The sequence below is a fragment of the Pseudonocardia sp. genome, assembly GCF_050246655.1.
GTDB lineage: Bacteria > Actinomycetota > Actinomycetes > Mycobacteriales > Pseudonocardiaceae > Pseudonocardia.
In genome coordinates, this window is sequence record NZ_JBFWVQ010000054.1 from 14,039 (window position 1) to 38,708 (window position 24,670).

The following is a 24,670-nucleotide window of genomic DNA, read 5'->3' on the forward strand; positions in this document are numbered from 1 at the left end:
ATCAATACCCTCTGCGGCGCTTCCACACACCGCGCCATACGTCTGCCCGCCGCAGCTCTCGACCTCAGCGCCGATCTTGATTCGATCTCAACGTCACGCCGCCGACGCCGGGTGCTACGCACCGAGCGCCCGAGTTCCGCCGACAACACAAGCAGTCCCGACGGACTGTGCCCTCTACCTGAGCCAACGGCTGCGCGGCCGACCTCATCCGCGACGTCGACACCTCACGTCGACCGCGTTTCGCGCCGCATGCGGTGCTACGCGGATACGAGGCGGACCGGCTATCCGACCTTGATCTGCTCGTCTCCGAAGTCGGCCACGATCTGCAGGTCGCCGCCGAGTGCGTGGACATACCGGTCCAGCACGTCGATCCCGGCCAGCTCACCGTTCTCGATCTGGCTCACCCGGCCCACGGTCACGCCCATCGCCTGTGCGACCTGCCGCTGAGTCAGGCCCCGCCGCTTGCGCATCTCCGCCAGCCGGTGCGCCCGCACCTGCGCCAGCAGCCCCGCCTTGCCCCGCTCGACCTCCGCCTCGCCGATCGCCTCGACATGCCTGCGTCGCACGTCCGACCACCGCACCGTGCTCATCGCCCCTCCTTCGTGGCCCGCTCCTTCAGATACGTCTCGTACAACTGCTCGGCGAGCGGAATCGCCTGCCGGTACCACTCCCGCCACCGGCCGGACTTGTCCCCGGCCACCAGCAGCACCGAGCTCCGCCACGGGTCGAACGCGAACAAGATCCGCATCTCCGTCGTGCCGGACGAGCCTGGGCGCAACTCCTTCAGGTTGTGGATCGACGACCCCTTGATCCGGTCGACCAACGGCCGGCCCAGGTTCGGCCCACCCTCGACCAGCGCCTCGATCGCGAACACCGCCTGGCGATGACTACCCGGATCACGAGCGGCCAGATCGTCGAGCCACTGGTCGACCTCGTCGGTCAGGTAGACCTCCCACACAGCGCCTCCCTCGCCCCAGGAAGTTTAGCGCTTGCTAAAGCTCAGCACCATCAGTCGACTCCGAGCAGGTCGCAGCCGCTGACGTGGCCGACCATCCGCAACCGGCGACAACCCGGCCGACACCGCGCTCTCCTCGCACCGGGCACACGCACATCTCAGTCGACCGCCCGCACCGAACGACAGCACCCGCATCGACCTCATCAGTCAACTTGCGTGCGCATCACCAGGTCACTCACGCATCATTTCGCGCCACACCGTGGGATACAAGATCGCGATCATGCTGCAAAGTCCCGGTCAAGCATGGAGCGGGCGACGGGAATCGAACCCGCGTAGCCAGTTTGGAAGACTGGGGCTCTACCATTGAGCTACGCCCGCGACGCCCCCGGACGGGCCGGGCGCACCGTCACTCTAGCCGACGCCCCGCCGACCGCATCCGGCGCGGCTCCGCACGTCGGGCCGCCGCGCCGACCTGCCGGTGAGCCGCCGGAACGCCCTCAGAACGGCTACCCGAGGAACCGGTCGACCAGGTCCGCCCATTCGCCGGGACGCTCCCAGAAGATCATGTGGCCGGCCGCGAGCCATTCCAGGCGTGCGGACGGCAGCGCCTTCGCCAGCCGCTCGGAGAGCTCGGGGCGCGTGAGAATGTCCGCCTTGCCACCGATGACCAGCACCTCGTGGCGGATCTCCGCCAGGCGCGACGACGCGTCGTGCCCCTGGCATGCGCGCCCGGCGGCGGTGAAGCCGGTCAGGTCGGGCAGCGACCCGGAGACGAACTCCTCGATCGTGTCCGGATGGGCGGCCAGGTAGTCCGGCGAGTAGCAGAACAACGCCAATTGGTAGAGGACGTCCGCCCCGTTGCCGCGCCCGGCGAGATCCACCCAGTGCTCGATGAGCGCGGAGAACCAGGCGTCCTGATCCGCCCACGTGTTGCTGAGCACCATCCGGCGGATACGCGCCGGGTGCCGCAGGGCCCATTCCTGGCAGATGGCGCCGCCCATGGACGAGCCGGCCACGTCGACCTGCTCCAGGCCCAGCGCCGCCACCACCGCCTCGGCGTCCTCGGCCATCTCCCGGGTGCTGTACGGCCCGGGGGTGATGGGGCTGGCGCCGATCCCGCGATTGTCGAACGTGACGCACCGCAGCCGCCGGGAGAGGATGTCCACGGGCGCGTCCCAGGACGCGTGGTCGTCGCCGAGCCCGGCGACGAACACCACCGGGACGCCTCCCGCGGGACCGCAGGCATCGACGAGGAAGGCGCCGCGGGGGGTCTGGACGAGCTCAGCCACGCGGGCTCACTGCGTGTCGTGCCACATGTCGACCGTGCACTTCCAGGTGCCGTCCGGCTGCAGGCGGTACGCCTCGTGGGTCACCCCGGGGACGCTGTTGCCGTCACCGGTCCGCGCGACGTACGTCCCGACGAGGTAGCCCGTGTCGTCGCTGGCGAAGGTGCTGATGACGTCGAGGTCGAAGCGCAGTCCGACGCTCTGGTAGAGGCCGTCGAAGTAGGCGCAGATCGCGTCGCGTCCCTTGATCGGCTGCTGGCCGGCAGGGAGCGCAGTGGCGTCCTCGGCGTAGAACCACTTCCCCAGCTCGTCGAACCTGCCCTCGTTGAACAACACCGGAAACTGTGCACGCACCGCCTCGATCGCCGCGGCGTTGGCTTCGTTGCCCCCGGACATCGTGCCTCCCAGTAGTTGCTCCGGACTTCGGCGGCCGGTCGAAGCCGAACGTAAAGGAGGGCCCAGACGAGCGTCAATGGTTGGTCCACCGGCCATTAGGCGAACGTGGCTCCGCAGAGCACCGGCACAGGTCCACCGTGCCCGGCTCGATCGCGCTCTACCCTGGCGGCATCCAACGCAGGGGGAGCGATGGGAGAGCAGCCGCACGGTGACCTCGCGGGAGACGCGCTGTTCCGCCCCGTACGGGGAAACAACCCCTTCGAGGACACCGTCTACCGGCTGCTGCAGGCGATCCGGCTCGGCATCGTGCCCCCGGGCGAGTCGCTGCCCTCCGAGCGGGAGCTGGCGCTGCGGCTGGGGGTGGGTCGCGACACCGTCCGCGAGGCGATCCGGGCGCTGTCGGACGCCGGCTACCTGATCGCCCGCCGAGGACGCTACGGCGGCACCTTCGTCGTCGAGGACCTGCCGTCGAGGACGGCGCCGCTTCGGCGCAGCGCCGGAGACGAGGCGATCGGCAGTTCGCTGCTGCCCCGGCCCGAGGATCTCGACGACGTGCTGCGTCTGCGGGAGATCCTGGAGCTGGGAGCGGTGCGGCAGGCGGCGAACCGCACCCTGACCGCGCGGGAACGCGAGACTCTGCAGACGCGTCTGCGGGACGTGTCCGCCGCCGGCCCGGCGGACTACCGCCGGCTGGACGCGCGGCTGCACCTGACGATCTGCGAGCTCGTCGGCTCGCCCAGCCTGATCCCCCTGTTCGCCGACAACCGCACCCACGTGAACGCGTTCCTGGACGAGATCCCGCTGCTCCCGCCGAACATCGAGCACTCCAACGAGCAGCACACCACCGTTGTGGCGGCCATCCTCGCCGGCGATCCCGGCGGGGCCGTCGCGGCGATGGAGGAGCACCTGTCGGGGACGGCCGCCCTGCTCGTGGGCTTCCTCGGCGACACGGCCCCGACGGTCGGCGACCGCCGCTACGTCAACCAGCCGCCACTGTTCCCGTGACCGGAGCCCCGGGTGGCGATCGGGCCGCTAGCGGACGGCCTCCATCACCTCCCGCAGCGCACCGGCCGTGGTGGCCTCCTCCAGCGACCGCGTGGGCGCCACCGCGACGGCCACGTCCGGGCGCCCCCGGAGGGACCGCAGCACCGGCGGCAGCGCCGGCACGAGCAGGGTGCCCGCGAGCGACCAGGCGCCCGCGGTGAGCAGGCCCCCCGGCCCCAACGGCGTGCAGCCGAACAGGCGGCTGAGCAGCGGCGTCTCCACGATGCCGAGCAGGATCGCGGCGGCCCCGACCGACGATCCGACGACGACGACGTCCCTGGGCCGGGCCAGGATCGTCTGGCCGAGCTGGGCACCGACGATGGACAGCAGCGTGATCGTGCGGGCCCTGCTCACGGTCCCGGTGAGGCGACCGGTGAAGTACCCGCCCGCGCCCGCGATGCCGGTCGCGATGCCACGCACGACGATCGCGTCGGTGAGCGCCGTGCCGAACGAGCGGTCCGGGCCCTCGGCGAGCAACGTCTCCGGGTCGAGGTCGGGCGGCGGGCGCATGGCGATCGTCAGCGCGGGGACGGTGTCGGTGAACAGGTTCACCAGCAGCAGCTGGCGGGCGGTGAGCGGGGTCGTCCCGGTGAGCAGGCTCGCCCCGGTGATCACGCCGATCTCGCCGTAGTTGTGCCCCACAAGGTTCGCCACGGCGTCGCGCACGGCCACCCACAGCGCCCGGCCCTCGACGACGGCGTCGACGATGCCGTCGATGCTCTCGTCGACGAGCACGACGTCCGCGGCCCGGCGGGCGGCGGCGGTGGACGACCCGCCCAGGGCGATGCCGACGTCGGCGAGCCGGATCGCGGCGGCGTCGTTCACCCCGTCCCCGGTCATGGCGACGACGTGGCCCAGCCGCCGGAACGCCGTCACCAGCCGCGCCTTGTGGGCGGGCGTCACGCGCGCGCAGACGGCGACGTCCGGCAGCACCGCGTCCAGCTCGTCGTCGGTGAGCCGGTCGAGGTCCGGCCCGGACAGCACCTCGCGGGCCCCGTCGATGATCCCGACCTCGGCCGCGAGCCAGCGCGCCGTCGCCGGGTGGTCCCCGGTGACGACGACGGGGTGCACGCCAGCGGACATGAGGGTCTCGACGGCCCGGCGCGCGTCGGGCCGCGGCGGGTCCGCGAGCACGAGGTAGCCCGCGAACCGCAGCCCGCCGAGGTCCTCGGGCAGGTCCGCGGCCGCGCGTTCGAGGACGCGGTGCGCGACGGCGAGCACGCGGCCCCCGTCGCCTGCCAGCGCGTCGACCACGCGTTCCAGGCGATCCCGGTCGAGCGGCCCGTCCCCGTCCCGGACGCACCGGTCGAGGACGGTCTCGGGCGCGCCGACTACGGCGGCCTCCGCCCCGATGGCGACGGCGTGGAATCCGCGCCCGGACTCGTAGGCGAGCTCGGCGGTCGGTCGCGGCGGCGCGTCGATGCCGGCGGCCTTGGCCGCCTCGACGACGGCGGCGTCGGTGCTCCCGGGGCGGCGCCGGTCCGCGGGCGTGGCGGCGGAGACCGTGAGCGCGGTCTCCAGCACCGCGCGGTGCGACGAGTCCAGGCGACCGACCGTGGCGAGCGACTCCCCGTCGTGGACGGCGTGCAGCCGCAGCACCCCCTCGGTGAGGGTGCCGGTCTTGTCCAGGCACAGGGTGTCGACCCGGCCGAGCGCCTCGACCGACCGCACGGTGCGGACCAGTACCCCCTGACGCGCGAGCCGCTTCCCGCCCGCGAGCTGCGCGGCCGTGGCGAGGATCGGCAGCCCCTCGGGCACGGCGGCGACGGTGAGGCTGACGCCGGTGGCGAGCGTCTCGGCAAGGGGACGGCCGCGGGCGAGGCTCGCGGCGACGGTGAGCCCGCCCGCGAGCAGCGCGACCGGTGTGGCGCGGGCGGCCAGCGCCTCCAACCGCTTCTCCACGCCCGTGAGGGGGGCCGCGCCCGTGGCGGCGGCCTGCCCGGCGACGGTGTCCGCACCGACCGCGACGACGACCGCCGTCGCCCGGCCCGCGGCGATCGCGGTGCCGGCGTAGAGCATGCTCACCCGGTCCCCGAGCGCCTCGGCGGCGGTCGGCTCCGCGGACTTGGGCACGGGCAGGGACTCGCCGGTGAGCGCGGACTCGTCGGTCTCCAGGTGGTCGGCCTCCAGGATGCGGCAGTCCGCGGGGACGTCCTCGCCCGTGTCGAGCCGCACGACGTCGCCGACGACGAGGTCGGCGGCGGGTACGGTCTCGACGCGGCCGTCGCGGTGCACCGTCACGACCTGGGCGGCGACCCGGTCCAGTGCGGCGATCGCCCGCTCGGCGCGCAGCTGCTGGACGGCGCCGATGGCCGCGTCCGCCAGGACGACCGCGCTGACCATCGCGGCGTCCAGCACGGACCCGATGGCCAGCGACAGCCCCGCACCGATCGCGAGCACCGGGGTGAGCGGGTTGCGCAGCTCCTCGACCAGGTGCGCCAGCAGCTGTGCCGGAACGGACGGCTCGGCCTGCACGGGCGGCCTGCGCCGCGCGGCCTCGGCCGCGTCGAGCCCGGACGCGCTGCTCCCCACCCGCTGCAGGACCTCGCCCGCGGCGAGCCGGTGCCACTCGCCGGGGGCCACGGCGGGCCCCTTCGGCACCGCGAGCCGGGCCGTCGACATCCGGGCGTGGGCGAGTGCGACGAGCGCGGCGATGTCCACGCCGACGGTCGGCGGGACGAGCGCGGTGGTGCCCCGGCGAGGCAGGCCGAACGTGGTGATCGCGCTCGCGGCCGTGCCGGCCAGCGCGAGCAGGACCGAGTGCCGGCTGATCGTGCGGGCCAGCGCCGCGGACCCGAGCAGCGCGGCGAGGGCACGCGGGCCGTCAGGGGCGACGAGGTCGGCGTGCCAGGGCACCGGCTCGGGTGGCCGGGCGACCGCGACGCCGAGATCGGCCGAGGCGAGCGCCGGCTCCCCGGGCCCGGCCACGAGGGCGACGACGTGGCCCTCCTTCTGGAGCGTCGCGACGGCCGCGAGCGCCTCCGCGGCCCGCACGACACCGGCACGGTCCGGCACGGGCGTGGCGTCGTCGGGGTCGAGCAGCAGGACCTCCACGCCCGCTTCCTGCGCGGCCGCGAGCACCGCGTCGTCCAGCTCGCCGAGCACGGCCGGGTCGACGACCACGCGATCGACCTGGTCGAGCAGGCGCACCGGTCGCGGCGCCACGACCAGCACGCCGCAGCGCCCGAGGTACTCGACGACCCCCGACGCGAACGCCTCCCGGCCCAGCCGCGCGGCTTTGGGCACCCCGACGGAGAGCACGCTGCTCGCCCGCTGCGCGCGGCCGGACAGCGGCACGGTGGCGGCCGCGGCGGCGAGCGTCGCGACCAGGTCCTGCTCGACGTAGCGCTCGACCGGCCCCGGCGGCAGGGGCACCGGGCGGCCGTGCACGGGCGGCGCCACCGCGGGACCGGCGGGCGCCTGCGGGTACAGCCTGCGCTCCAGCCGGTCGAACGTGGCGCCGCGCGACTCCTCCTGGCGGACCAGGAGCACCCGGTGGGCCAGGTCGACCGCGGGCGCGACGAACCGCTGCTCCGCGCCGTTGACGGCCGCGCTCGCGATGTTCAGCACCGTGCCCACCGCGGGCCGGCCGAGCACACCCTCCAGCGGGGCGCGCAGCCGCTCCGAACTCGCGACGAGGCCGAGCACGGGCGCGGGATCGATCGGCAGCAGCCGGGCCGGCAGCGAGAGTGCCCTGGCCGTGACGGCCGTGGCCACCGCCGCCACGTCCGCCGCGGCCTCCAGGGCGTGGCGGGCCACCCCGGCACGGTCGGCCGGGTGGTCCTCGACCGTGGTCGGGAACGGGCCGTCCGCACCCGCCGCGGCCTCGGCGGCCTCCACCGCGGCGATCACCGCCTCGCCGACGTCCCCCTCGGCCGCCACCACGAGCCGGCCGCAGCCCTGGTCGAGCCCCGCCCACTGCACGCCCGGCACCGCGCCGACCCGCTCGCCGAGATCGGCGGCGAAGCCGTCCAGGGCGTCGGTGGGGACGCCGCGCACCGCGACGTGCAGCCGTCCCGGTCCCGACCAGACCGGCCGCGCCCCGGGCAGCAGGGTGTCGCGGAGCACGCGCAACGCGCCGACCGGCGAGAACGCCGCCAGGGACGTGGGGAGCCTCATCGCGGGTCGTCCGTCCTCTCGTCATCCGGGCCGCTGCGGGTCACCGGGGTGAGCGGCAGGTAGCGCCGCCCGGGGTCGGGGGTGGCGAACGGGCAGCTCCCGCACGTCCCTGACACCGAGCACGCCGCGGGGTCGATCACGTCGCACGCGGGTGCGGCCAGCCGGCCGGTGCGGTGCAGCCAGTCCAGCATGCCCGCGACGGTCTGCGGGTCGGCGCCCAGCCGCCGGGCCAGGGCCAGCGAGGTGATCGGGCCGTCCGCCTCGTGGATCTCGCGGAGCAGGTCGGTGAGCGTCATCAGAACACACCGCCCAGCGCCACCCCGGCCCAGAACGTGAGCACGGCCGCGACCCACGCGACCGCCATGCTCAGCCCGACGCTGAACAGCGCCCACCGCTTGCCGAACTCGCGCCCCAGCGTCGCGACGGTGGCCACGCACGGCACGTAGAGCAGCACGAAGACCATGAAGGCCATCGCCGCGGCCTGCGGGTGCCCCCAGCTGGCCTCGGCGAAGACCTGCTCCAGGTTCGCCGCCAGCGTGCCCGTCGCCGTCTCATCGTCGGCGCCGAGCAGGTCGATCCCGACGATGCCGGGGATCGCGAGCACGGCATCGCGCGTGGCCTCCGCGAACCCGATCCCGATCTCGGCGAGGCCCTCGACCAGACCGGGCGTCGCCTCCTCCGCCGCGGCCTCCTCCTCGCCGCCGACGGTCTGGTAGATCGTCGAGACCACGATCTCCTTGGCGACGAAGCCCGCCGCCAACGCTCCGGACAGCTCCGGCGCGGCGAACCCGGCGGGGGTGAACACGACGCCGATGGACTCCGCGGTCGCGCCGAACAGGCTGTCGTCGAGCTCGACGTCGCCGAACGTGCCGTCGCCGCGCACCGGGATCGCCAGGAAGAACCAGACGACGATCGACGCCGCGAGGATCACGGTGCCCGCCTTGCGGATGAACGACGCGGTGCGCTGCCGGGTCTGCATCCACACGGTGCGCCACGACGGGCGCCGGTACGGCGGCAGCTCCAGGACGAACGGCGCCCGCTCGGTGCCGCGCATCAGCGTGTGCCGCAGCCCGAGGCCGACGGCGAACACCGCGGCGACGCTCAGCACGTACAGCCCGAGCACGACACTGCCCTCCCACCCGGGGAAGAGCACGCTCGCGAGCAGCACGAACACCGGCAGCCGGGCCGTGCAGCTGACGAACGGCACCAGCAGGGCCGTCAGCAGGCGGTCGCGCTTGCGCTCCAGGACGCGGGTGGCCAGCAGCGCGGGCACGTTGCAGCCGAACCCGACGACCAGCGGCAGCACGCTCTTGCCGGGCAGCCCCACCGGGGCGAGCGCCTTGTCGGCGAGGTAGGCGGCCCGGGCGAAGTACCCGGTGTCCTCGAGCATGCCGAGCACGATGTAGAGGATCGTGATCACCGGGACGAAGGCGAGCATCCCGCCGACGCCGCCGAGCACCCCGTCCACGACGAGCGCCTCGACCCAGGTGCCGCCAAGCCCGATCGCGCCGAGCACAGCCGACAGCCAGGGCCCGACGACGCCGGTCAGGGTCGCGTCGATCCAGTCCACGAAGGGTGCTGCCACGTCGGTGACCAGGCGGAACACGATCCACATCACCGCGAACAGGACCAGTGGCCCGGCGATGCGGTGGGTGACGATGTGATCGACCCGGTCGCCGAAGCGGTGCAGCGTGGACGACGGCGCGACGGCGCGCGCGGCGAGCTCGTGGGCGCGGGTGAAGCGGCGCTCGGCCATGGTGAGGGCGACGTCGGCGTCCGTCGCGCGGCCGTCCTCCAACCTGCGGATGGCCGTCCAGCGGGACTCGGCGGCGTCGCGGGCCGCGAGCTCGGCCTCGATCTGCGGGCCGTAGTCGACGAGGGTCTTCACGATGTCGCCTCCCCGGCGGAAGCGTCCTCGCGGGACGCGTGCGGCGTGGCCACCGCGACGATCGCGTCGGCCAGCTCGGTGATGCCGGCCCCGGTGCGCCCGACCGTGGCGACGACCGGGGCGCCCAGATCGGCGGCGAGCGTCGCCCGGTCGACGGGCCTGCCCTGCCGGGCGGCGACGTCGGCCATGTTCGCGGCGACGATCAGCGGCAGGCCCAGCTCGGCGAGCTCCAGCACGAGGAAGAGGTTGCGTTCGAGGTTGGTGCCGTCGACGACCGCGACGACGACGTCCGGCTCACCGGAGACCAGGAACTCCTCGGCCGCCGCCTCCTCGGGCGAGGCCGGGTGCAGGCTGTACATCCCCGGAAGGTCCACCAGGCGCAGCGTCACGTCCCCGACCCGGTGGATCCCCACCGAGCGGGTGACCGTCTTGCCCGGCCAGTTCCCGACGTGCTGGCGGCTGCCCGTCAGGGCGTTGAAGAGGCTGGACTTGCCGGTGTTCGGGTTGCCCGCCAACGCCACGACGACCTCGCCCGCCTGCCGCTGCAGCGGATGGTCGCCATGGTCGTGGCAGCTCGGGGCGGCGGCCCGGCGGTGCCTGCGGCGCAGGCGGTCGCGCAGCCGGTGGGGCCGGGGCCGGGGCCCGGCCGCTCCAGGGCCGTCGAGGGTCACCGGGTGGCGCACCGGCGCGACGTCCTCCTCCTGCTGCGGCGCCGCGCCGACGCTCACCCAGGCGGCCTCGGTCCTGCGCACGGCGACGCGGTAGCCGCGCAGCGCCACCTCCAGCGGGTCGCCCAGCGGGGCGGTCGCGACCACGTCGACGACCGTGCCGGGCACGAAGCCCATCTGCATCAGCCTGCGCCGGACGTCGTCAGGACCCGCGATGGCGGTGACCGCCGCCCGGTCGCCCGGGACCAGCGCATCGAGCGTTCCAGACTCGTTTGCTTGCTCGCGCGGAGTCACGCCGCCACCTCCAGGGTAGGCCGCACGTCGTTTACGTGAGGCTGTCCTCATTACTGTCGATCCGGGGAGGGCGTCCGGACAGGTCCCGACCGGTCCGCACCTCGGCGCCGAAAGTCCCTTGATGAGCACGAGGACGGGACGCGCACACGCTGGCACCCGCGCCGTGAAGCCGGTGGTCAAGCCGGTCGACGAGCCGGTCGACGAGCCGGTCGACACGGCCGTCGGGGTGGAGAAGGCGGGCGGGAAGGCCGACGGAGCACCGCGTTCGGTGACGATCGAGCTTCCGCTGGTGACCGCGCAGGTCCGGGCGCCGCAGCTGCCGAGGATCCCGGGGCAGGACGCCGTGACGGGCGCCGTGAGCACTGCCGCGGCGGGCGTCGCGAGCGCGGCCCGCGGGGTGGCGGGCGCGGCGGGCGAGACCGCGCGCGGTATCGGCGACGCGGCGGGCCGGACGCGGAAGGTCCTGCCCTCGGCGCCGGTGCTCTTCTACGCGGGGCTCGCCGCGACCGCCGCGCTCGGCGCGATCAGCTGGCCGGTGGCCGTGGCGATCGGGATCGGCACGGCCGTCGCCCGCGCGACGACGCGCGACGCGGGCGAGCGGAAGGAGGCGGAGGCATAGGGGGGACAACCCCACCCGGGAGCGGGTGCGCGCCCCTGCGGGTGTCGTGCCCGCCCCCTCGTGGCCGCGGGCCCGTGCGCGGAGCCTGGACGGGACAGCCACCGTCCCGCTGGGAGTTCCCCGATGTCAGCCGCCGCCCGCACCGCCGTCCCGCTCGCCCCGGTGATCGACCGGGAGATCGACCGGGAGATCGACCGGCTCCGTCGCGCGGGTCCGTTCGCCGACGGTCTGCCGCTCGCGCAGGCCGTCGCGGCGGACGTGCTGCGGCGCGGCCGCCACCACGTTGGCCGGGACCTGCTGACCCAACTCGATGCGCTCCGCCGCAGCGCCCACGACAGGTTCCTCGAGGCGTATCTCGACGCCGTCCTCGCCCGCCGCCGTGACCGCTTCCGCGGTCCCGCCTATCTCGCGCTACCGCTGCTGGAGCTCATCCGCGACGACCACGGGCTCGATCACGAGCGCATGGCCGCCCTGCTCATGGCCGACGTCGTCCGCCACGAGCGGCGCGCCACCGCCCGCTGCGAGGCGCGCACCCGGGAGCTGCGGGTCGCGCACGCCGCCCGGTTCGTCGCCGACGTCGACCCGGCCCTGGGGCTGGCATGGCAGCCCGGTCCGTGGTTCGCGCTGTCCGCGCTCCCGGTGTCCGCCGAGCACGACGAGTACACGTTCCTGCGGGCCCTGCAGGCCCAGGTGATGCTGTTCGCGGGGCTGGCGCACACCGTCCGGGACGCGACGCAGGCCCTCCGCGAGGACGACGTCACCGCGGCGGTCGCCGAACTGGACGGCGCCCGCGCCGCCCTCGGGCGCGCCACGCTCCTGCTCAGGCTGGTCGCGACGACCCGCCGCGACGCGTTCCGGACCTTCCGCCGCCACACCGAGAACGCCCTGTGGCCCGAGACCCACCACCGGTTCACGGTGGCCTGCGACGCCCCGAACATCGAGCACCGGGACAGCCTCACCGCCGCCAGGGCGGACGTCCCCCAGCGCAGCTCCGCCGCTGCCGAGCTCGACCGGGCCGTCACCCGCCTGGAGGGCGCCCACCAGCGGTGGCGGGCCCTGCACGACCGGCTGAGCACTGCGATGCTCGGTGCGGACCGGATCGTCGCCCCGTACGGGCGGCTGTTCGGAACCCCGGCGCCGCTGCTGGCCGCGGCCTGAGGACCCGGCCGGCGCGTCGGCGCGTGCAGCCGACAACGCGCGTACCGGACGGCGGCTAGCCTCCGGGGCATGGACCACCTGCTGCAGTCCGTGGTCGGCGTGCGGTCGCGGCGGGTCACGCTCGCCGAGCACGGCGACCCGGCGGGGCGCCCGGTCTTCCTGCTCCACGGCACACCGGCCTGCCGGCTCGGCAACGAGTTCGCGCACGCACCGGCCGTCGAGCGGGGCATCCGGGTGATCTGCCCCGACCGCCCCGGCATCGGCGGCTCGGACCCCCTGCCCGGCCGGACGCTCCGCGGGTACGCCGGGGAGCTCGGCGACCTGGCCGATGCCCTGGGGATCCGGGAGTTCGCCGTGGTCGGCTACTCGTGCGGCGGCCCGTACGCGCTGGCCTGCGCGGCAGGCTGCGGACCGCGCCTGACCGGGGTCGCCCTGATGGCGGGCGCCGGCCCGATCGGCGACCGCCCCGCCGCCCTCGACGGGCTCGCCCCCTCCGACCGTCAGCTGCTCGAACTCGTCCACCACCGGCCCGCGCGCGCCGCGTGGACCCTGCGCGCGATGAAGCTCGCCGCCCGGTACGTCCCGGCGATGACGGTCGAGCAGTTCGCCGACGAGCTCGCCCCGCCCGACCGCGCCGCGCTGGACGGAGCCGACCCGGCGGCGGTCATGGCGTTCTTCGTCGAGTCGATGCGCCAGGGCCCCGCCGGGGTGATCGAGGAGTACCGGCTGTGGAGCTCCCCGTGGGACATCGACTGGTCGGCGATCACGGTCCCCGTGCACGTCTTCCAGGGCGAGGCCGACCAGATGGTCCCGATGGACCACGCCGAGGACATCGTCGCCCGCCTGCCCGAGGGGATCGGCCGGCTCCACCGGCTCCCCGGCGTCGGCCACATCTCCATCCATGCCCGGATCGGCGAGATCCTCGACGCTGCGTCACCGGCTGGGTGACGGAGGTGCGGATATCCGTAGGGTGCGGCGGAGCGGCCGCCTACACTCGCCGCACGGGGTGTGGCGCAGCTTGGTAGCGCACTCGCTTTGGGAGCGAGGGGCCGTGGGTTCAAATCCCGCCACCCCGACAGATTCGATGATCGATCTCTGCGGTCCCGGCAGCGGAAGCGGCTGACGCGAGGTGCGCCGCCGGCGCACGGTCTGCGGCGCACGTCTGGCGGCGCCGGGCCAGGCACTGCATGGCTCCTCGCGCCCCCGGCGTACCCCGGGGCCCTCACACATACCCCGTGGCTCTCGCACACACCGTCCGCGGTGTGTGTGAGCGACGCCGGGTGCGTGCGAACGCGGCCCACCGCCGCCAGAACGCCTCGGATCAGAAACCCGAGCCCATCCGATGAACCGAAATCTGCGAAATGGCGCCGTGCGTCATTCTCGCGGCGCCGTCCGCTCGGCTTCCGTGAGTGGCTTCCGTGCGGTGGACCATCGGCCAGCAGCCAGGGCACATGCACCCCTGACCGGCGACGGGCCGCCCACGATGCGGTGCACCTGTTGCACGACAAGAGGCCGACCACCTCCCGCCACTCTCAACCTATAGCGCACCGGGGGGCTTGCGGCAAGACCCCGGTCGTCGCGCAGAATCTGCGGCCGACGCCGGATCCGGCGCAGAAATCACGGTTCACGATACGCATACACCGATACGGGAACGAGGGTTCTTCTTGTTCGACGTGATCATCAACGGCGGCGGGCCCACCGGCATGATGCTGGCCGCCGAACTGCGGCTGCACGGCCTGCACGTGGTCGTGCTGGAGCGGGAGGCCGAGCCGACGAAGGTCGTCCGCTCGCTCGGCATGCACGTGCGCAGCATCGAGGTGATGGACCAGCGCGGCCTCCTGGCGCGCTTCCTCGCGCACGGCAGGCGCTTCCCGGTCGCCGGGTTCTTCGCCGCCATCCCGAAACCGGCACCCGAGCTGGACACCGCGCACGGGTACGTCCTCGGCATCCCGCAGCCCGTGACCAACCGTCTGCTGGCCGAGCACGCCGCCGAGCTCGGCGCCGAGATCCGGCGCGGCTGCGAGCTGGTCGGGCTGAGCCAGGACGCCGACGGGGTGACCGCCGAGCTGGCCGACGGCAGCCGGCTGCGCTCGCGCCACCTCGTCGGCTGCGACGGAGGGCGCAGCACGGTGCGCAAGCTGCTCGGCGTCGGTTTCCCGGGCGAGCCGTCCCGGACCGAGACGCTGCTGGGCGAGATGGAGCTGACCGCGTCGCCGGAGACGGTCGCGGCCGTGGTGGCCGAGGTCCGCAGGTCCCAGCTGCGGTTCGGCGTCGGACCGCTCGTCGACGGTGGTGCGTACCGCGTCGTCGTGCCGGCGGACGGTGTTGCCGCGGACCGCTCGGTCCCGCCGACCCTCGAGGATTTCCGGCGGCAGCTGCACCGGTACGCCGGCACCGACTTCGGCGTGCACTCCCCGCGCTGGCTGTCCCGCTTCGGCGACGCCACCCGGCTCGCCGAACGCTACCGCGTCGGCCGGGTGCTGCTGGCGGGCGATGCGGCGCACGTCCATCCGCCGATGGGCGGGCAGGGCCTCAACCTCGGCATCCAGGATGCGTTCAACCTCGGCTGGAAGCTGGCAGGCGAGGTTCGCGGCTGGGCACCGGACGGGCTGCTGGACACCTACGGGACCGAACGGCGTCCGGTGGCCGCCGACGTGCTGGACAACACCCGCGCACAGGCCGAGCTGATGTCCACCGAGTCGGGCGCGCAGGCCGTGCGCAGGTTGGTGTCGGAGTTGATGGACTTCGAGGAGGTGAACCGATACCTGATCGAGAAGCTCACCGCGATCGGGATCCGCTACGACCTCGGCGACGAGCACCCGCTCGTCGGCCGCCGGCTGCGCGACGTCGGGCTGAAACGGGGTCGCCTCTACCAGCTGATGCACGGCGGACGCGGGCTGCTGCTCGACCAGACCGGCCGGCTGTCGGTCGCGGGCTGGGCGGACCGGGTCGACCACGTCGTCGACGTCAGCGAGGAGCTCGACGTGCCCGCAGCCCTGCTGCGCCCGGACGGCCACGTGGCGTGGGTCGGCGAGGATCAGCAGGAGATGCTCGGCCGGCTCGCCAGGTGGTTTGGGGCCCCCACGGGCTGAACCCGCTTCCCGCCCGTCTCCCGACGGGCGGGCGGTGGGCGCGGGCGGTGCATGCGGCGGTGGGCGGGGCGGCGGGCGGGGCGGCGGGCGGCTTCGCGGAGGCGCGCCACTCCTCGCAGAGCCCCGCCACACCTCGCAGACGCCGCAGCCCCTGCGAAGCATGTGCACGGTCTGCGAGGCGGCGCCGCAGACCACGGTCCGCCGGGCACACCCACCCCAACGGGCGGCCTCGCAGAGCCCCGCCACACCTCGCAGAGCCGTGCCACACCTCGCAGACCCCCGCCACACCCCGCAGCGCCCCGCCGCGCCCCGCAGACGCCGCAGCCCCTGCGAAGCATGTGCACAGTCTGCGAGGCGGCGCCGCAGACCGCAGTCCGCCGGACAGCCCCACCCCGACGGGCGGCCTCGCAGAGCCCCGCCACACCTCGCAGAGCCTCGCCACACCTCGCAGACGCCGCAGCCCCTGCGAAGCATGTGCACGGCATGCGAGGGCCCTGCAGGCCCCGCCCCGCCGGGCCCACCCGCCACCCCAGGCCCCCGCCGGGCAGCACCCGCCCCGCCGGGCGGCGCCAGTCCCGCCCCACCCGGCACCCCCACCCCGCGGCCAGCGCCCTACCGCCGCCACGCCTCGTCGGATCGACCCAGGTCCACGTCGGATACGCCGTCCGCCGACCACCCGGCCCGCGACGGCGGCGTCCACCGCCCCGGGCCCGTCGTTCGGCGGCTGTCCGGAGCCACCCCCGCGGAGGAGCATGGCCCCCCGGCGCGGCTCGGCGTCCGCCCGAGCCGCCGCCCAGATCGACAGGGGGGACGTCATGGGCCAGCTGTACCTGCAGAGATTCGTGTACCGCGACGGCGTGACCAAGGAGGAGCTCGACCGGACGTGGGGTGAGGCGTTCGCGACGTTCGCGCGGTCGGGCAACTGGGGCGGCGTCGAGAAGGGCGTCACCCACCGCCAGGGACTCGGCACCGGCTGGGGCGGGTACGCCCTCATCGAGGTCGACGACCCGGACGCTTTCGCCGCCTACCAACTGCACCACAGCCTGACCTACGGCCACGCCGTGACGATCACGTTCGAGCCGGTGTTCGATCTGGACCGGGCGATGGTGCCGTTCGTCGAGGCTGCCCGCTGAGGGATCAGGCCGCCAGCAACCCGATCGCCTCCCGCGCGGCCCGGACGGTGGGCGCGGCGATCGCCGACGCCCGTGCGGCCCCGTCACGGAGCACCTCGCGCACGTGTCCCGGATCGGCGGCCAGCTCGGCGTAGCGCGCCTGCACCGGTGCGAGCGTCGCGATCACGGCGTCGGCGGTGGCGCGCTTCAGGTCGCCGTAGCGCGTGTACTCCCCGACGAGCCGCTCGGGGGTGCTGCCGCTGCAGACCGCGAGCACGGCGAGCAGGTTCGACACGCCGGGCCGCCCGACGGGGTCGTAGGCGACGGTGCCCGCGGAGTCGGTGACGGCGCGGGCGATCGTGCGGCGCAGCACGTCCGGCGTGTCGAGCAGGTGCAGCACCCCCGCCCCGGGCGGCGCCGTCTTGCTCATCTTCCGCGCGGGTCGGGCCAGGTCGCCGAGCCGTGCCGCAACCGGCGGATGCACCGCCTTGGGCACGATGAACACCTCGCCGTAGCGGGCGTTGAACCGCTCGGCCACCGTCCGGGCCAGCTCCACGTGCTGGCGCTGGTCGTCGCCGACCGGCACCTCGGCCGCGCCGTAGAGCAGGATGTCGGCGGCCATCAGGACGGGATAGGTGAGCAGCGAGAGCCGGACGTGGTCGCGGCCCCGCGACTTCTGTCTGAACTGGATCATGCGTTGCGCCTCGCCGAACCCGGCGGCGCATTCGAGCAGGTAGTGCAGCTCGACGTGCTCGCGCACGTGCGACTGCACCATGAGGACGGCGCGCCCCGGATCGACCCCGACGGCGAGCAGCAGGGTCACGAACTCGAAGGTGCGTTCCCGCACCTTCGCCGGATCGTGGTCGAGGGTCAGGGCGTGCAGGTCGGAGATGAAGGCGATCGTGTCGTCGGGACCCGACCCGACCTCCTGCGCGGCGACGATCGGACGCATCGCGCCGACGAGGTTGCCCAGGTGCAGGCGGCCGGACGGGGTGATGCCGGTGAGGGCACGGGACATGAGGTGCTCCAGGGTGCGAGGAGCCGCCCGCGCCGGGCCGGACACGCGAACGGCCGCCCGGATCGGGCGGCCGCGGATGGGGTGTCGCGGTGACGAGAAGTGCCGCCCTAGGGGCGGGGCCAGCTGGACGTCACGCGCATGGGGCCGAGGCTACCGGACGTGGCCGACGTCGGGTCGGGAGTGCAGCGGACCGTACTACCCGGCGCCGAGGCCGACCGGGGATCGCGCCCGTCGCCGACCGGGCGTCCGCAGGATCCCGGCTCGAGCCGTCGACCGGTGCTGGGCGAAAGGCCGTCAGGTGCGCGCACCGTCAGGCCCGCACCGCCCGGGGCGGACGCCCCTGCCGTCCCGCCCGTCGCCACGCGACGCTGGTCGCGACGACACCGGCCGGGAGGCGGCGATGACGGCCACCACGGCGACGCGCAGGCCGCGGGGACCCCGGACGGCCCTGCGGACAAGCCTGTTCGGCCTGCTCGCCGCGGCCTGGTATCTGCTCACCACGTTCACCCCGACCGGCCTGCCGGGCTTCGCCGCCGTCGCGGTCCTGGGCGGCCTCGTGATGCTCGGCCTGCCCCCGGACGACGGGCGCCACGGCGTCGTCGCGACCCGGCGCACCGTGCTGGTCGCGCTCCTGGGCACCGCCGCGTTCGTGCCGGTCCTGAGCGGCATGGACCTGCTGCTGGGCCGGGTCCCCGTCGAAGCCGGGCACGCCCTGCTCGCGACGTGCGCCGCGGCGTGCGTCGTGCTGGCTCGGTTCGCCGGTTTCCGCGACACCGGCGCCCGGGCGCTGCTCGGGCGCCGTGAGCTGGTCGGCGCGGTGACGGTCCTGGTCGCCGGGGCGCGTTCCTTCCAGGCGGGCGACGTGTTCGTCGCGATGCTCGTCCTCGCCGTGCTGACGCCCGTCGTGATGGCGGTCCGGCGGATCCGACGCCGCGACGCCGAGCCCCGCCGGCTCACCCACGCGCCGTGGGCGCGGCAAGCCGGGAACGTGCTCCTCCTGCTCGTCATGGCGGGCGTGGCCGAGCTCGCCGGAACGTCGTTCCTCTGGCGGGTCGTGGCCCCCGGCGCGCAGGAGGTGCTCTCGGCGATGTTCTGGACCGGCCTCGTCGCCACCGCCGTCCTCGCCGCGTTCCCCCGGCGCCGGATATCGGCCGCGACGAACACCCTGGTAGCGCTGGGTTCGCTCGTCCTTGCCGCACAGCTGGTCCTCATCGCCGCACCGCCGACGAACCCGGTGCGGATCGGCGTCCCGCTCGCCGGGGAGTGGACGGTCTTGTCGGGGGGACGTGCCACGCTGGTCAATGCCCATCGCTCGCTCCAGGTGCAGCGGGATGCCGTCGACATCGCGCGGTTCGTCGACGGCCGCACCCACCGCGGCGACGGGAGCCGGCTCGAGGACTACGCCGTCTTCGGCGCGCCGGTGTTGGCGGTGGCGGACGGCCGGGTCACCGAGGTGGTCGACGGCCATCCCGACGCGCCGGTCGGCGGCCGCACCTGGCGGGCCATGGCAGGCAACCACGTCGTCCTCGACATCGGCGGCGGCCACCACGTCCTCTACGGCCACCTGCAGCAGGGCAGCATCGCGGTGGGGCCCGGGGACGTCGTGCGGCGTGGGGACGTGATCGGCCGGGTCGGTGACTCCGGCAACTCCGACGAGCCGCACCTGCACCTGCAGGTGCAGAACACCCCGACCTTCGACGTCGCGGACCGGACGATCCGGACGTTCCCGATGCTGTTCGACGGCGTGCCGGTCCCCGACCCCCGCCGCGGCGACGCGGTCGGTCCGGCCGGGCCCTGAGCCTGGCCCGCGCCGCCCGATGATCGAGTCCGGGAGGCCCGGAAACCCGTTGTCCCGGCGAGGGCTGGTTGCTGGACTGGAGCCATGACCGGTACCCGCATCCACCGCGCCCCCCTCGACGGGCCTGCGCTGGCCGACGAGGAGAGCGCGCTCGCGATCATCGGGGACGCGCTGGGCACGGGCGCGGAGGTCGTCGTGGTACCGGTGGCGCGGGTGTCCCCGGAGTTCTTCCGGCTGCGCACGGGCGTGGCGGGGGCGGTCGTGCAGAAGTTCGTGAACTACCGGCTGCGCCTGGTGATCGTCGGTGACGTGGCGGCCGACGGTGCCCTCGCGGACTGGATCCGGGAGGCCAACCGCGGCCGGGAACTCTGGTTCGTCGCCGACGACGCGGAGCTCGAGCGGCGGCTCGGTGTGACCCGCGCCACCTGACGTTTGCGGTGCGCTGCCGGCGGGTAGCCGCCGTCGCGGCGTCCCTGTGATCCGGACCCGTGCCGTGCGGCGGGTCCGACCTCTCCCGGGAGGCCGGACCCGCCCACCCCGACCGGCCGCCGTTCCGCCACTCTGGAGCGGTGACGAACCCGCCGACGACCGAGCTGCGTGCGGTCGGCCGTGTCACCTCCCCGGTGGCCGACCCGGCCGCCGCGGCGAAGCAGGGCGACGAGGGCGCGCCCGAGGTGACGCTGGAGTTCGACACCGCGGTCGCCGACGGCCTGCGCGGCATCGAAGCGGGCGCAGACCTCCTGCTGCTCACCTGGCTGCACCGGGCGGACCGCGACACGCTCGTCGTCCACCCTCGCGGCGACCCCGCACGACCGGAGACCGGCGTCTTCGCCACCCGCTCCCCGGACCGGCCCAACCCGATCGGTCTGCACCGGGTGCGGGTGCTCGCCGTCGACGGGACGCGGCTGCGGGTCAGCGGCTGCGAGGCCGTCGACGGCACGCCGGTCCTGGACCTCAAGCCGGTGCTCGGCGACGAGCGCTGATCACGGGCTCACCGGGAGGCGAGGTAGCTGCGCCAGCCGCCGTAGCGGGTGATGTCGGGCGCGTCGGCGGCGGCGTAGCCCTCGCAGACGAAGCCCGCGACGTCCGTGCCGTCGGCGAGCGTGACCGTCCCGATCGCGAGTGGCGGAGCCACCGTGAGCAGCAGCGATCCGACCGCGTCCACCGGCATCCGGTACACCTCCACCTCGACGGCGGCGCCCGCGAGCGGGTCCCGGATCAGGCCGGGCCGCGGCACCGGCACGCCCGGACAGCGCGGCAACGCGACCATCCGGTAGACGGCCGCGGTGCGGGTGACGGCGGCGAGGCGCCCGCCCCGGACGAGGAGGTCGCCGTGCAGCGGCTGGCCCGTCAGGTGGGCCCCCGCGACCGCCAGCAGAACGCCGTCGTCCGGGGAGGCGATCGCCGTCACGGCTGGTGACGCTAGGGGCGGGGTGTGATCGATCATGGCGTCATCGGTGAACACGGGATTAATTGTCGACAATCGACGCTACCGATGGCCGAGACGGAGTGAATCGCGACCGGAAACTGTCGGACCCCTCCCCTACCCTGTGCCACGTGCCGCAGACCACTTCGCCCGATCGCGCGACGGCGTCCGGCCTCGAACTCCAACTGGAGGGTCACCGCCGCGAGCTGATCGCCTACTGCTACCGCATGCTCGGCTCCTCCTTCGAAGCGGAGGACGCCGTCCAGGAGACGTTCGTGCGGGCCTGGCGCTCGTACGACTCGTTCGAGGGACGCTCCTCGGTGCGCTCCTGGCTCTACCGCATCGCCACCAACGTGTGCCTGGACATGGTGGGCAGCGCCCAGCGTCGTGCCCGGCCGATGGAGATGGGGCCCGCGAGCGTCCAACCCACCGGGCCGGGTCCCACGCTGCCCGAGGCCACCTGGATCCAACCGATGCCGGACGGCGCGGTCGTCGCCGAGTCGGGCGATCCCGCCGAGCTCGCCGTCCAGCGCGAGACGATCCGGCTCGCGTTCATCGCCGCACTGCAGCACCTGCCGCCGCGCCAGCGCGCCGTGCTGATCCTGCGCGACGTCCTGCGCTGGAAGGCCGCCGAGGTCGCGCAGCTCATCGGCAGCACGGTCGCGTCGGTCAACAGCGCGCTCCAGCGGGCCCGAGCCACGCTCGCCGAGATCGATCCGGCGGCCGCCCCGGCCAAGGAGCTCGACGAGCAGGAGCGCGCGCTCGTCGCGAAGTACATCGCGGCGTTCGAGCGCTACGACATGACCTCGCTCGCGCAACTGCTGCACGAGGACGTCGTGCTCTCGATGCCGCCGTACGCGCTGTGGATCGTCGGGCCGGACGAGGTCGCCCGGTGGATGCTCGGCCCCGGCATGGGATGCCGTGGTTCCCGGGTCGTGCCCACCGCCGCCAACGGTTCGCCTGCGTTCGGCCAGTACCGCTGCGTGGACGGGCGGTTCGAACCCTGGGCGCTGGTGGTGCTGGAGACGGACGGAACGACGATCACGGGCATCAACTCGTTCCTCGACACACAGGCGCTGTTCCCCCTGTTCGGGTTGCCGGCGACGCTCGACGCCTGACACCGGTCGGCCTGCGTCGGGGGGTCCTCGGCTGCCGTCGGGGGCGGTCCCCCGGCCTGGGTCCGATTCGCAGTCCCGGGTCGCTGCCGGTCGTTCCTGTTGTGCCGGGTCGGCCACGGCTCTGGCTCGACGCGCCTGGGTGGATCGGGCGCCGGGCCTGCCGTGGCGCTGCCGCAGCGCCGGGCCAGCCGTGGCGCTGCGCGAGCCCGCCGGCCCGGACTCGGCGTCCGACCCGGCGTCGCCGCCCGGTTGCGACGACGGTCGCGACGACGGTCGTTGCCGGATGGATCCACGCCCCCGGATCGGCGCACCCGCCGGGCGTCGGCGCCGGTCGTCGCCGGGCTTCCCGACCTCGGCGATCCGGCGCGGACCAGCGCTGATCGGCTCGTCCCGGGCCGATCAGTGACTCGGATCGGCTCGCACAGCCCGCCTCGCAGGGTTCGGGCACGCTGCGCAGACGATGCAGCGTCTGCGGGGCGGGTGCGGGGTCTGCGAGGCCGGCGTCCCGGTCAGGCGGCCTGGGCCGCGACGTCCCAGCTCCACAGCTGCACCATGACGCCGTCGCAGTCCGGGCAGCGCACCTGCACGCCGCCGGCGTCGAGCCCGGAGAGCTCGGCGTCGGCGCCGCAGTCGGCGCAGGTCCACCAGCCGGTGACGGTGCCCGTGTCGGGACGGCCCTCGGATCGCTCCATGCACCCGAGGGTAAATCACACCCCTGTCATTTCCGAGCCCGGACACGCTCGGGTGGGGTCCAGGGAACGTCGCCGGGATTGCATACGTTGGGTAAAGTGACGGGCCGCTGTGGCCCGGTGGGGAGTGGACAGGCCGTGGATCCCGTGACGCTGATCCTGCTGATCGCCGTCGTCGGCGGCGTCGTGTACCTGGTGCGTCGCTCGCAGGCGGGCAACGCGCGGAAGCTCGACGACGCCCGCTCCGAAGCCCGCCGCTGGGTCGAACGTCTCGGCGGCCAGGTCCTCAACCTCGTCGGCACGGACGAGGCGTCCAAGCAAGCCCTCGCGGACGCCGCCGAGCGGTACACGGCGGCGGGCTCGCAGCTGGAACAGGCCCGAAGCGTCGAGCAGACGCACCAGGTCACCCAGACCGCCTACGAGGGCCTCTACTACGTCCGCGCCGCACGCACCGCGATGGGCATGGACCCGGGCCCCGACCTCCCCCAGCTGCCCGGGCAGCGCCAGGCGGGCGCGGTGAGCGAGAGCCGCGACGTCGAGGTGCAGGGGCACTCCTACAGCGCGTCCCCGGTGCCGTCGAGCCGGAACTCGCACTACTACCCCGGCGGCATGGTCGCCGGGCGGCCGGTGCCCCAGGGTTGGTACTCCGAGCCCTGGTGGAAGCCGGCGCTCGTCGCGGGCGCGTGGGGTGTCGGGTCGATGCTGCTGTTCAGCGCGATGTTCAGCGGGATGTCCGGCGTCGCGTACGCGGACGGGTTCCAGGACGGCATGGCCGCGGGCGACGCCGGGGACGCGGGCGGCGATGCCGGTGACGCGGGCGGCGACATGGGGGACATGGGCTCGGGTATGGGCGACATGGGGGACGCCGGCGGCGGCTTCGACTTCGGCGGCTTCGACTTCTGACCGCCGCGCCGGCGGCCCGTTGCACAGGTCACACATATTCCGCAGCGACGGCACACACCGCCGGCGCTGTGTGCGACGACACCGCGGTGTGTGCCAGCCCGCGACGGCATGTGCCAGCGGACCGGATCAACCCTCGGGCTGGCAGGTCGGGCACCAGAAGAGGTTGCGCGCGAGGTGCCGGCCGTGGGTGATGGGCGTGCCGCACACCAGGCACGGCTCGCCGGCCCGGCGGTAGACGTACACCTTCCGCGCGCTGCCCAGGCCTCCCGGCAGGAGCGAGTCGTGCTCCGGACGCAGCGTCTCGATCGTGCCGCGGCGGACGCCGTCCCGCATGAGCGCCACCAGGTCCGCCCAGGTGGCGTCCCACCGCTCGCGGGTCAGCGCGCGGCCGGGCAGCTGCGGGTACAGCCCGTGCCGGAACAGCACCTCGGCGCGGTAGACGTTGCCGACCCCGGCGACGACGGCCTGGTCCATGAGCAACGTCGCGAGCGGAGCGCGGGAGCGCGAGACACGTGCCCAGGCCCGGTCCGGGTCGGCGTCGCGGCGCAGCGGGTCCTCGCCGAGGCGCGCACGGATCGCCTTCGCCTCCGCGTCCGTGATCAGCTGGCAGGCGGCGGGGCCGCGCAGGTCGGCGTAGTGGGTCTCGCCGACCATCCGCATCCGCACCTGCCCCCACGGGGTCTGCACCGGCAGGCACTCGTCGGAGAACCTCCCGTACAGGCCCAGGTGGACGTGCACGACCAGGTCCGGGCCGTACCGGTGGAACAGGTGCTTGCCGTGGGCCTGCGCGCCCTCCAGCACACGGCCGTCCACGATCGCGGCACCCGCCGCGAACCGCCCCTGCGGGCTCGACACCGCGACGGGTCGGCCCGCGTACCGGCGGCGGTGCTGCCGGGCGAGCCGGTGGATCGTGTGGCCCTCCGGCACGTCAGGTCTGGACGCCGGGCAGCACCCCGGTGCTCTCCCACTGGTCCAGCAGCCGGATCCGCCGCGCGTGCCGCTCCTCGCCGGAGAACGGCGTGCGCAGGAACGCCTCCGCGATCGCGAACGCCTCCGCCTCCGTGTGCTGGCGCGCCCCGATGCCGAC

General features: G+C 74.4%; 24 protein-coding genes and 2 tRNA genes. 12 read left to right on the forward strand and 14 right to left on the reverse strand.

The window, feature by feature from the left end; all coding sequences use genetic code 11:
• Positions 1–281: 281 nt before the first annotated feature.
• The 5 genes from AB7J25_RS17880 to AB7J25_RS17900 all read right to left on the reverse strand — a co-directional run bounded on the left by AB7J25_RS17880 (position 282) and on the right by AB7J25_RS17900 (position 2,637).
• Complete coding sequence (locus AB7J25_RS17880; RefSeq protein WP_428510458.1) at positions 282–590, reverse strand: helix-turn-helix domain-containing protein; 309 nt, start codon at positions 588–590, stop codon at positions 282–284.
• Positions 587–958 carry a type II toxin-antitoxin system RelE/ParE family toxin gene (locus AB7J25_RS17885; RefSeq protein WP_428510460.1) on the reverse strand — a complete coding sequence of 124 codons (372 nt, stop codon included), beginning with the start codon at positions 956–958 and terminating at the stop codon, positions 587–589. The genes AB7J25_RS17880 and AB7J25_RS17885 overlap by 4 nt, the downstream gene beginning before the upstream one ends.
• 301 nt (positions 959–1,259) lie before the next feature.
• A tRNA-Gly gene (locus AB7J25_RS17890) sits at positions 1,260–1,333 on the reverse strand.
• Positions 1,334–1,461: 128 nt separating this feature from the next.
• Complete coding sequence (locus AB7J25_RS17895) at positions 1,462–2,244, reverse strand: alpha/beta fold hydrolase (protein ID WP_428510462.1); 783 nt, start codon at positions 2,242–2,244, stop codon at positions 1,462–1,464.
• Positions 2,245–2,250: 6 nt separating this feature from the next.
• Positions 2,251–2,637, reverse strand: a complete 387-nt coding sequence (locus AB7J25_RS17900; RefSeq protein WP_428510464.1) for a YybH family protein — start codon at positions 2,635–2,637, stop codon at positions 2,251–2,253.
• Positions 2,638–2,826: 189 nt separating this feature from the next.
• Between AB7J25_RS17900 and AB7J25_RS17905 the strand changes: the two genes are divergently transcribed.
• Positions 2,827–3,642 (forward strand): FadR/GntR family transcriptional regulator, encoded by an 816-nt coding sequence (locus AB7J25_RS17905; RefSeq protein ID WP_428510466.1) that lies wholly within the window; start codon positions 2,827–2,829, stop codon positions 3,640–3,642.
• 27 nt (positions 3,643–3,669) lie between these two features.
• On the opposite strand, the gene AB7J25_RS17910 is transcribed toward AB7J25_RS17905, so the two are convergent.
• Genes AB7J25_RS17910 through AB7J25_RS17925 form a run of 4 tightly spaced genes read right to left on the reverse strand, consistent with a single transcriptional unit; the run spans position 3,670 to position 10,650 of the window.
• On the reverse strand, positions 3,670–7,800 hold the full coding sequence (locus tag AB7J25_RS17910) for an HAD-IC family P-type ATPase (RefSeq protein ID WP_428510468.1): 4,131 nt from the start codon (positions 7,798–7,800) through the stop codon (positions 3,670–3,672).
• Positions 7,797–8,096: a FeoC-like transcriptional regulator gene (locus AB7J25_RS17915; RefSeq protein WP_428510470.1), complete on the reverse strand. Its 300-nt coding sequence runs from the start codon at positions 8,094–8,096 to the stop codon at positions 7,797–7,799. Before AB7J25_RS17915 ends, AB7J25_RS17910 begins: the two co-directional genes overlap by 4 nt.
• Positions 8,096–9,688 carry a ferrous iron transport protein B gene (feoB, locus tag AB7J25_RS17920; RefSeq protein ID WP_428510472.1) on the reverse strand — a complete coding sequence of 531 codons (1,593 nt, stop codon included), beginning with the start codon at positions 9,686–9,688 and terminating at the stop codon, positions 8,096–8,098. The genes AB7J25_RS17915 and feoB overlap by 1 nt, the downstream gene beginning before the upstream one ends.
• Positions 9,685–10,650, reverse strand: coding sequence for a FeoB small GTPase domain-containing protein (locus AB7J25_RS17925; RefSeq protein WP_428510474.1), 966 nt, complete (start codon positions 10,648–10,650; stop codon positions 9,685–9,687). The genes feoB and AB7J25_RS17925 overlap by 4 nt, the downstream gene beginning before the upstream one ends.
• 121 nt (positions 10,651–10,771) lie before the next feature.
• Between AB7J25_RS17925 and AB7J25_RS17930 the strand changes: the two genes are divergently transcribed.
• The 6 genes from AB7J25_RS17930 to AB7J25_RS17955 all read left to right on the forward strand — a co-directional run bounded on the left by AB7J25_RS17930 (position 10,772) and on the right by AB7J25_RS17955 (position 16,652).
• Positions 10,772–11,269: a hypothetical protein gene (locus tag AB7J25_RS17930; protein WP_428510476.1), complete on the forward strand. Its 498-nt coding sequence runs from the start codon at positions 10,772–10,774 to the stop codon at positions 11,267–11,269.
• Between the two features lie 123 nt (positions 11,270–11,392).
• Positions 11,393–12,427, forward strand: a complete 1,035-nt coding sequence (locus tag AB7J25_RS17935) for a hypothetical protein (protein ID WP_428510478.1) — start codon at positions 11,393–11,395, stop codon at positions 12,425–12,427.
• A gap of 69 nt (positions 12,428–12,496) precedes the next feature.
• Positions 12,497–13,375, forward strand: coding sequence for an alpha/beta fold hydrolase (locus AB7J25_RS17940; RefSeq protein ID WP_428510480.1), 879 nt, complete (start codon positions 12,497–12,499; stop codon positions 13,373–13,375).
• 54 nt (positions 13,376–13,429) lie between these two features.
• Positions 13,430–13,503: transfer RNA gene (locus AB7J25_RS17945), tRNA-Pro, on the forward strand.
• Between the two features lie 588 nt (positions 13,504–14,091).
• Positions 14,092–15,519: a rifampin monooxygenase gene (gene rox / locus AB7J25_RS17950; protein ID WP_428510482.1), complete on the forward strand. Its 1,428-nt coding sequence runs from the start codon at positions 14,092–14,094 to the stop codon at positions 15,517–15,519.
• Between the two features lie 752 nt (positions 15,520–16,271).
• A complete protein-coding gene (locus AB7J25_RS17955; protein WP_428510484.1) occupies positions 16,272–16,652 on the forward strand; it encodes a hypothetical protein in 381 nt (126 codons plus the stop codon).
• Positions 16,653–16,656: 4 nt separating this feature from the next.
• Here the strand turns inward: AB7J25_RS17955 and trpS are convergent, their stop codons facing one another.
• A complete protein-coding gene (gene trpS / locus AB7J25_RS17960; RefSeq protein WP_428510486.1) occupies positions 16,657–17,649 on the reverse strand; it encodes a tryptophan--tRNA ligase in 993 nt (330 codons plus the stop codon).
• A gap of 400 nt (positions 17,650–18,049) precedes the next feature.
• Here trpS and AB7J25_RS17965 point away from each other — a divergent pair, with 400 nt between their 5' ends.
• From AB7J25_RS17965 to tsaA, 3 genes are all read left to right on the forward strand, one after another.
• Positions 18,050–19,447 (forward strand): M23 family metallopeptidase, encoded by a 1,398-nt coding sequence (locus AB7J25_RS17965; protein WP_428510488.1) that lies wholly within the window; start codon positions 18,050–18,052, stop codon positions 19,445–19,447.
• A gap of 84 nt (positions 19,448–19,531) precedes the next feature.
• Positions 19,532–19,876, forward strand: a complete 345-nt coding sequence (locus AB7J25_RS17970; protein WP_428510490.1) for a DUF4180 domain-containing protein — start codon at positions 19,532–19,534, stop codon at positions 19,874–19,876.
• Between the two features lie 140 nt (positions 19,877–20,016).
• On the forward strand, positions 20,017–20,430 hold the full coding sequence (tsaA, locus tag AB7J25_RS17975) for a tRNA (N6-threonylcarbamoyladenosine(37)-N6)-methyltransferase TrmO (RefSeq protein ID WP_428510492.1): 414 nt from the start codon (positions 20,017–20,019) through the stop codon (positions 20,428–20,430).
• A gap of 8 nt (positions 20,431–20,438) precedes the next feature.
• On the opposite strand, the gene AB7J25_RS17980 is transcribed toward tsaA, so the two are convergent.
• The gene (locus AB7J25_RS17980) at positions 20,439–20,858 is read right to left on the reverse strand and encodes an allophanate hydrolase-related protein (protein ID WP_428510494.1); all 420 of its coding nucleotides are present in this window, start codon (positions 20,856–20,858) and stop codon (positions 20,439–20,441) included.
• Between the two features lie 146 nt (positions 20,859–21,004).
• Here AB7J25_RS17980 and AB7J25_RS17985 point away from each other — a divergent pair, with 146 nt between their 5' ends.
• Positions 21,005–21,991 carry a sigma-70 family RNA polymerase sigma factor gene (locus AB7J25_RS17985; protein ID WP_428510496.1) on the forward strand — a complete coding sequence of 329 codons (987 nt, stop codon included), beginning with the start codon at positions 21,005–21,007 and terminating at the stop codon, positions 21,989–21,991.
• A 509-nt stretch (positions 21,992–22,500) separates the two neighbouring features.
• On the opposite strand, the gene AB7J25_RS17990 is transcribed toward AB7J25_RS17985, so the two are convergent.
• Positions 22,501–22,683: a hypothetical protein gene (locus AB7J25_RS17990; protein WP_428510498.1), complete on the reverse strand. Its 183-nt coding sequence runs from the start codon at positions 22,681–22,683 to the stop codon at positions 22,501–22,503.
• A gap of 135 nt (positions 22,684–22,818) precedes the next feature.
• On the opposite strand from AB7J25_RS17990, the gene AB7J25_RS17995 reads away from it, so the two are divergent.
• Positions 22,819–23,583 carry a hypothetical protein gene (locus AB7J25_RS17995; protein WP_428510500.1) on the forward strand — a complete coding sequence of 255 codons (765 nt, stop codon included), beginning with the start codon at positions 22,819–22,821 and terminating at the stop codon, positions 23,581–23,583.
• A gap of 126 nt (positions 23,584–23,709) precedes the next feature.
• Here AB7J25_RS17995 and AB7J25_RS18000 read toward each other — a convergent pair whose 3' ends face one another.
• A complete protein-coding gene (locus AB7J25_RS18000) occupies positions 23,710–24,510 on the reverse strand; it encodes an Fpg/Nei family DNA glycosylase (RefSeq protein ID WP_428510502.1) in 801 nt (266 codons plus the stop codon).
• Position 24,511: 1 nt separating this feature from the next.
• On the reverse strand, positions 24,512–24,664 hold the full coding sequence (locus tag AB7J25_RS18005; RefSeq protein ID WP_428510504.1) for an RpiB/LacA/LacB family sugar-phosphate isomerase: 153 nt from the start codon (positions 24,662–24,664) through the stop codon (positions 24,512–24,514).
• Positions 24,665–24,670 lie beyond the last annotated feature (6 nt).

Bases quoted from the DNA above. Each gene is read 5' to 3' on its own strand.
- trpS (WP_428510486.1), bottom strand. From the start codon at position 17,649: ATGTCCCGTGCCCTCACCGGCATCACCCCGTCCGGCCGCCTGCACCTG.
- AB7J25_RS17970 (WP_428510490.1), top strand. From the start codon at position 19,532: ATGACCGGTACCCGCATCCACCGCGCCCCCCTCGACGGGCCTGCGCTG.
- AB7J25_RS17990 (WP_428510498.1), bottom strand. From the start codon at position 22,683: ATGGAGCGATCCGAGGGCCGTCCCGACACGGGCACCGTCACCGGCTGG.
- AB7J25_RS17900 (WP_428510464.1), bottom strand. From the start codon at position 2,637: ATGTCCGGGGGCAACGAAGCCAACGCCGCGGCGATCGAGGCGGTGCGT.
- AB7J25_RS17935 (WP_428510478.1), top strand. From the start codon at position 11,393: ATGTCAGCCGCCGCCCGCACCGCCGTCCCGCTCGCCCCGGTGATCGAC.
- AB7J25_RS17915 (WP_428510470.1), bottom strand. From the start codon at position 8,096: ATGACGCTCACCGACCTGCTCCGCGAGATCCACGAGGCGGACGGCCCG.
- AB7J25_RS17940 (WP_428510480.1), top strand. From the start codon at position 12,497: ATGGACCACCTGCTGCAGTCCGTGGTCGGCGTGCGGTCGCGGCGGGTC.
- AB7J25_RS17930 (WP_428510476.1), top strand. From the start codon at position 10,772: ATGAGCACGAGGACGGGACGCGCACACGCTGGCACCCGCGCCGTGAAG.
- AB7J25_RS17965 (WP_428510488.1), top strand. From the start codon at position 18,050: ATGACGGCCACCACGGCGACGCGCAGGCCGCGGGGACCCCGGACGGCC.
- AB7J25_RS17910 (WP_428510468.1), bottom strand. From the start codon at position 7,800: ATGAGGCTCCCCACGTCCCTGGCGGCGTTCTCGCCGGTCGGCGCGTTG.
- AB7J25_RS17955 (WP_428510484.1), top strand. From the start codon at position 16,272: ATGGCCCCCCGGCGCGGCTCGGCGTCCGCCCGAGCCGCCGCCCAGATC.
- AB7J25_RS17905 (WP_428510466.1), top strand. From the start codon at position 2,827: ATGGGAGAGCAGCCGCACGGTGACCTCGCGGGAGACGCGCTGTTCCGC.
- AB7J25_RS17880 (WP_428510458.1), bottom strand. From the start codon at position 590: ATGAGCACGGTGCGGTGGTCGGACGTGCGACGCAGGCATGTCGAGGCG.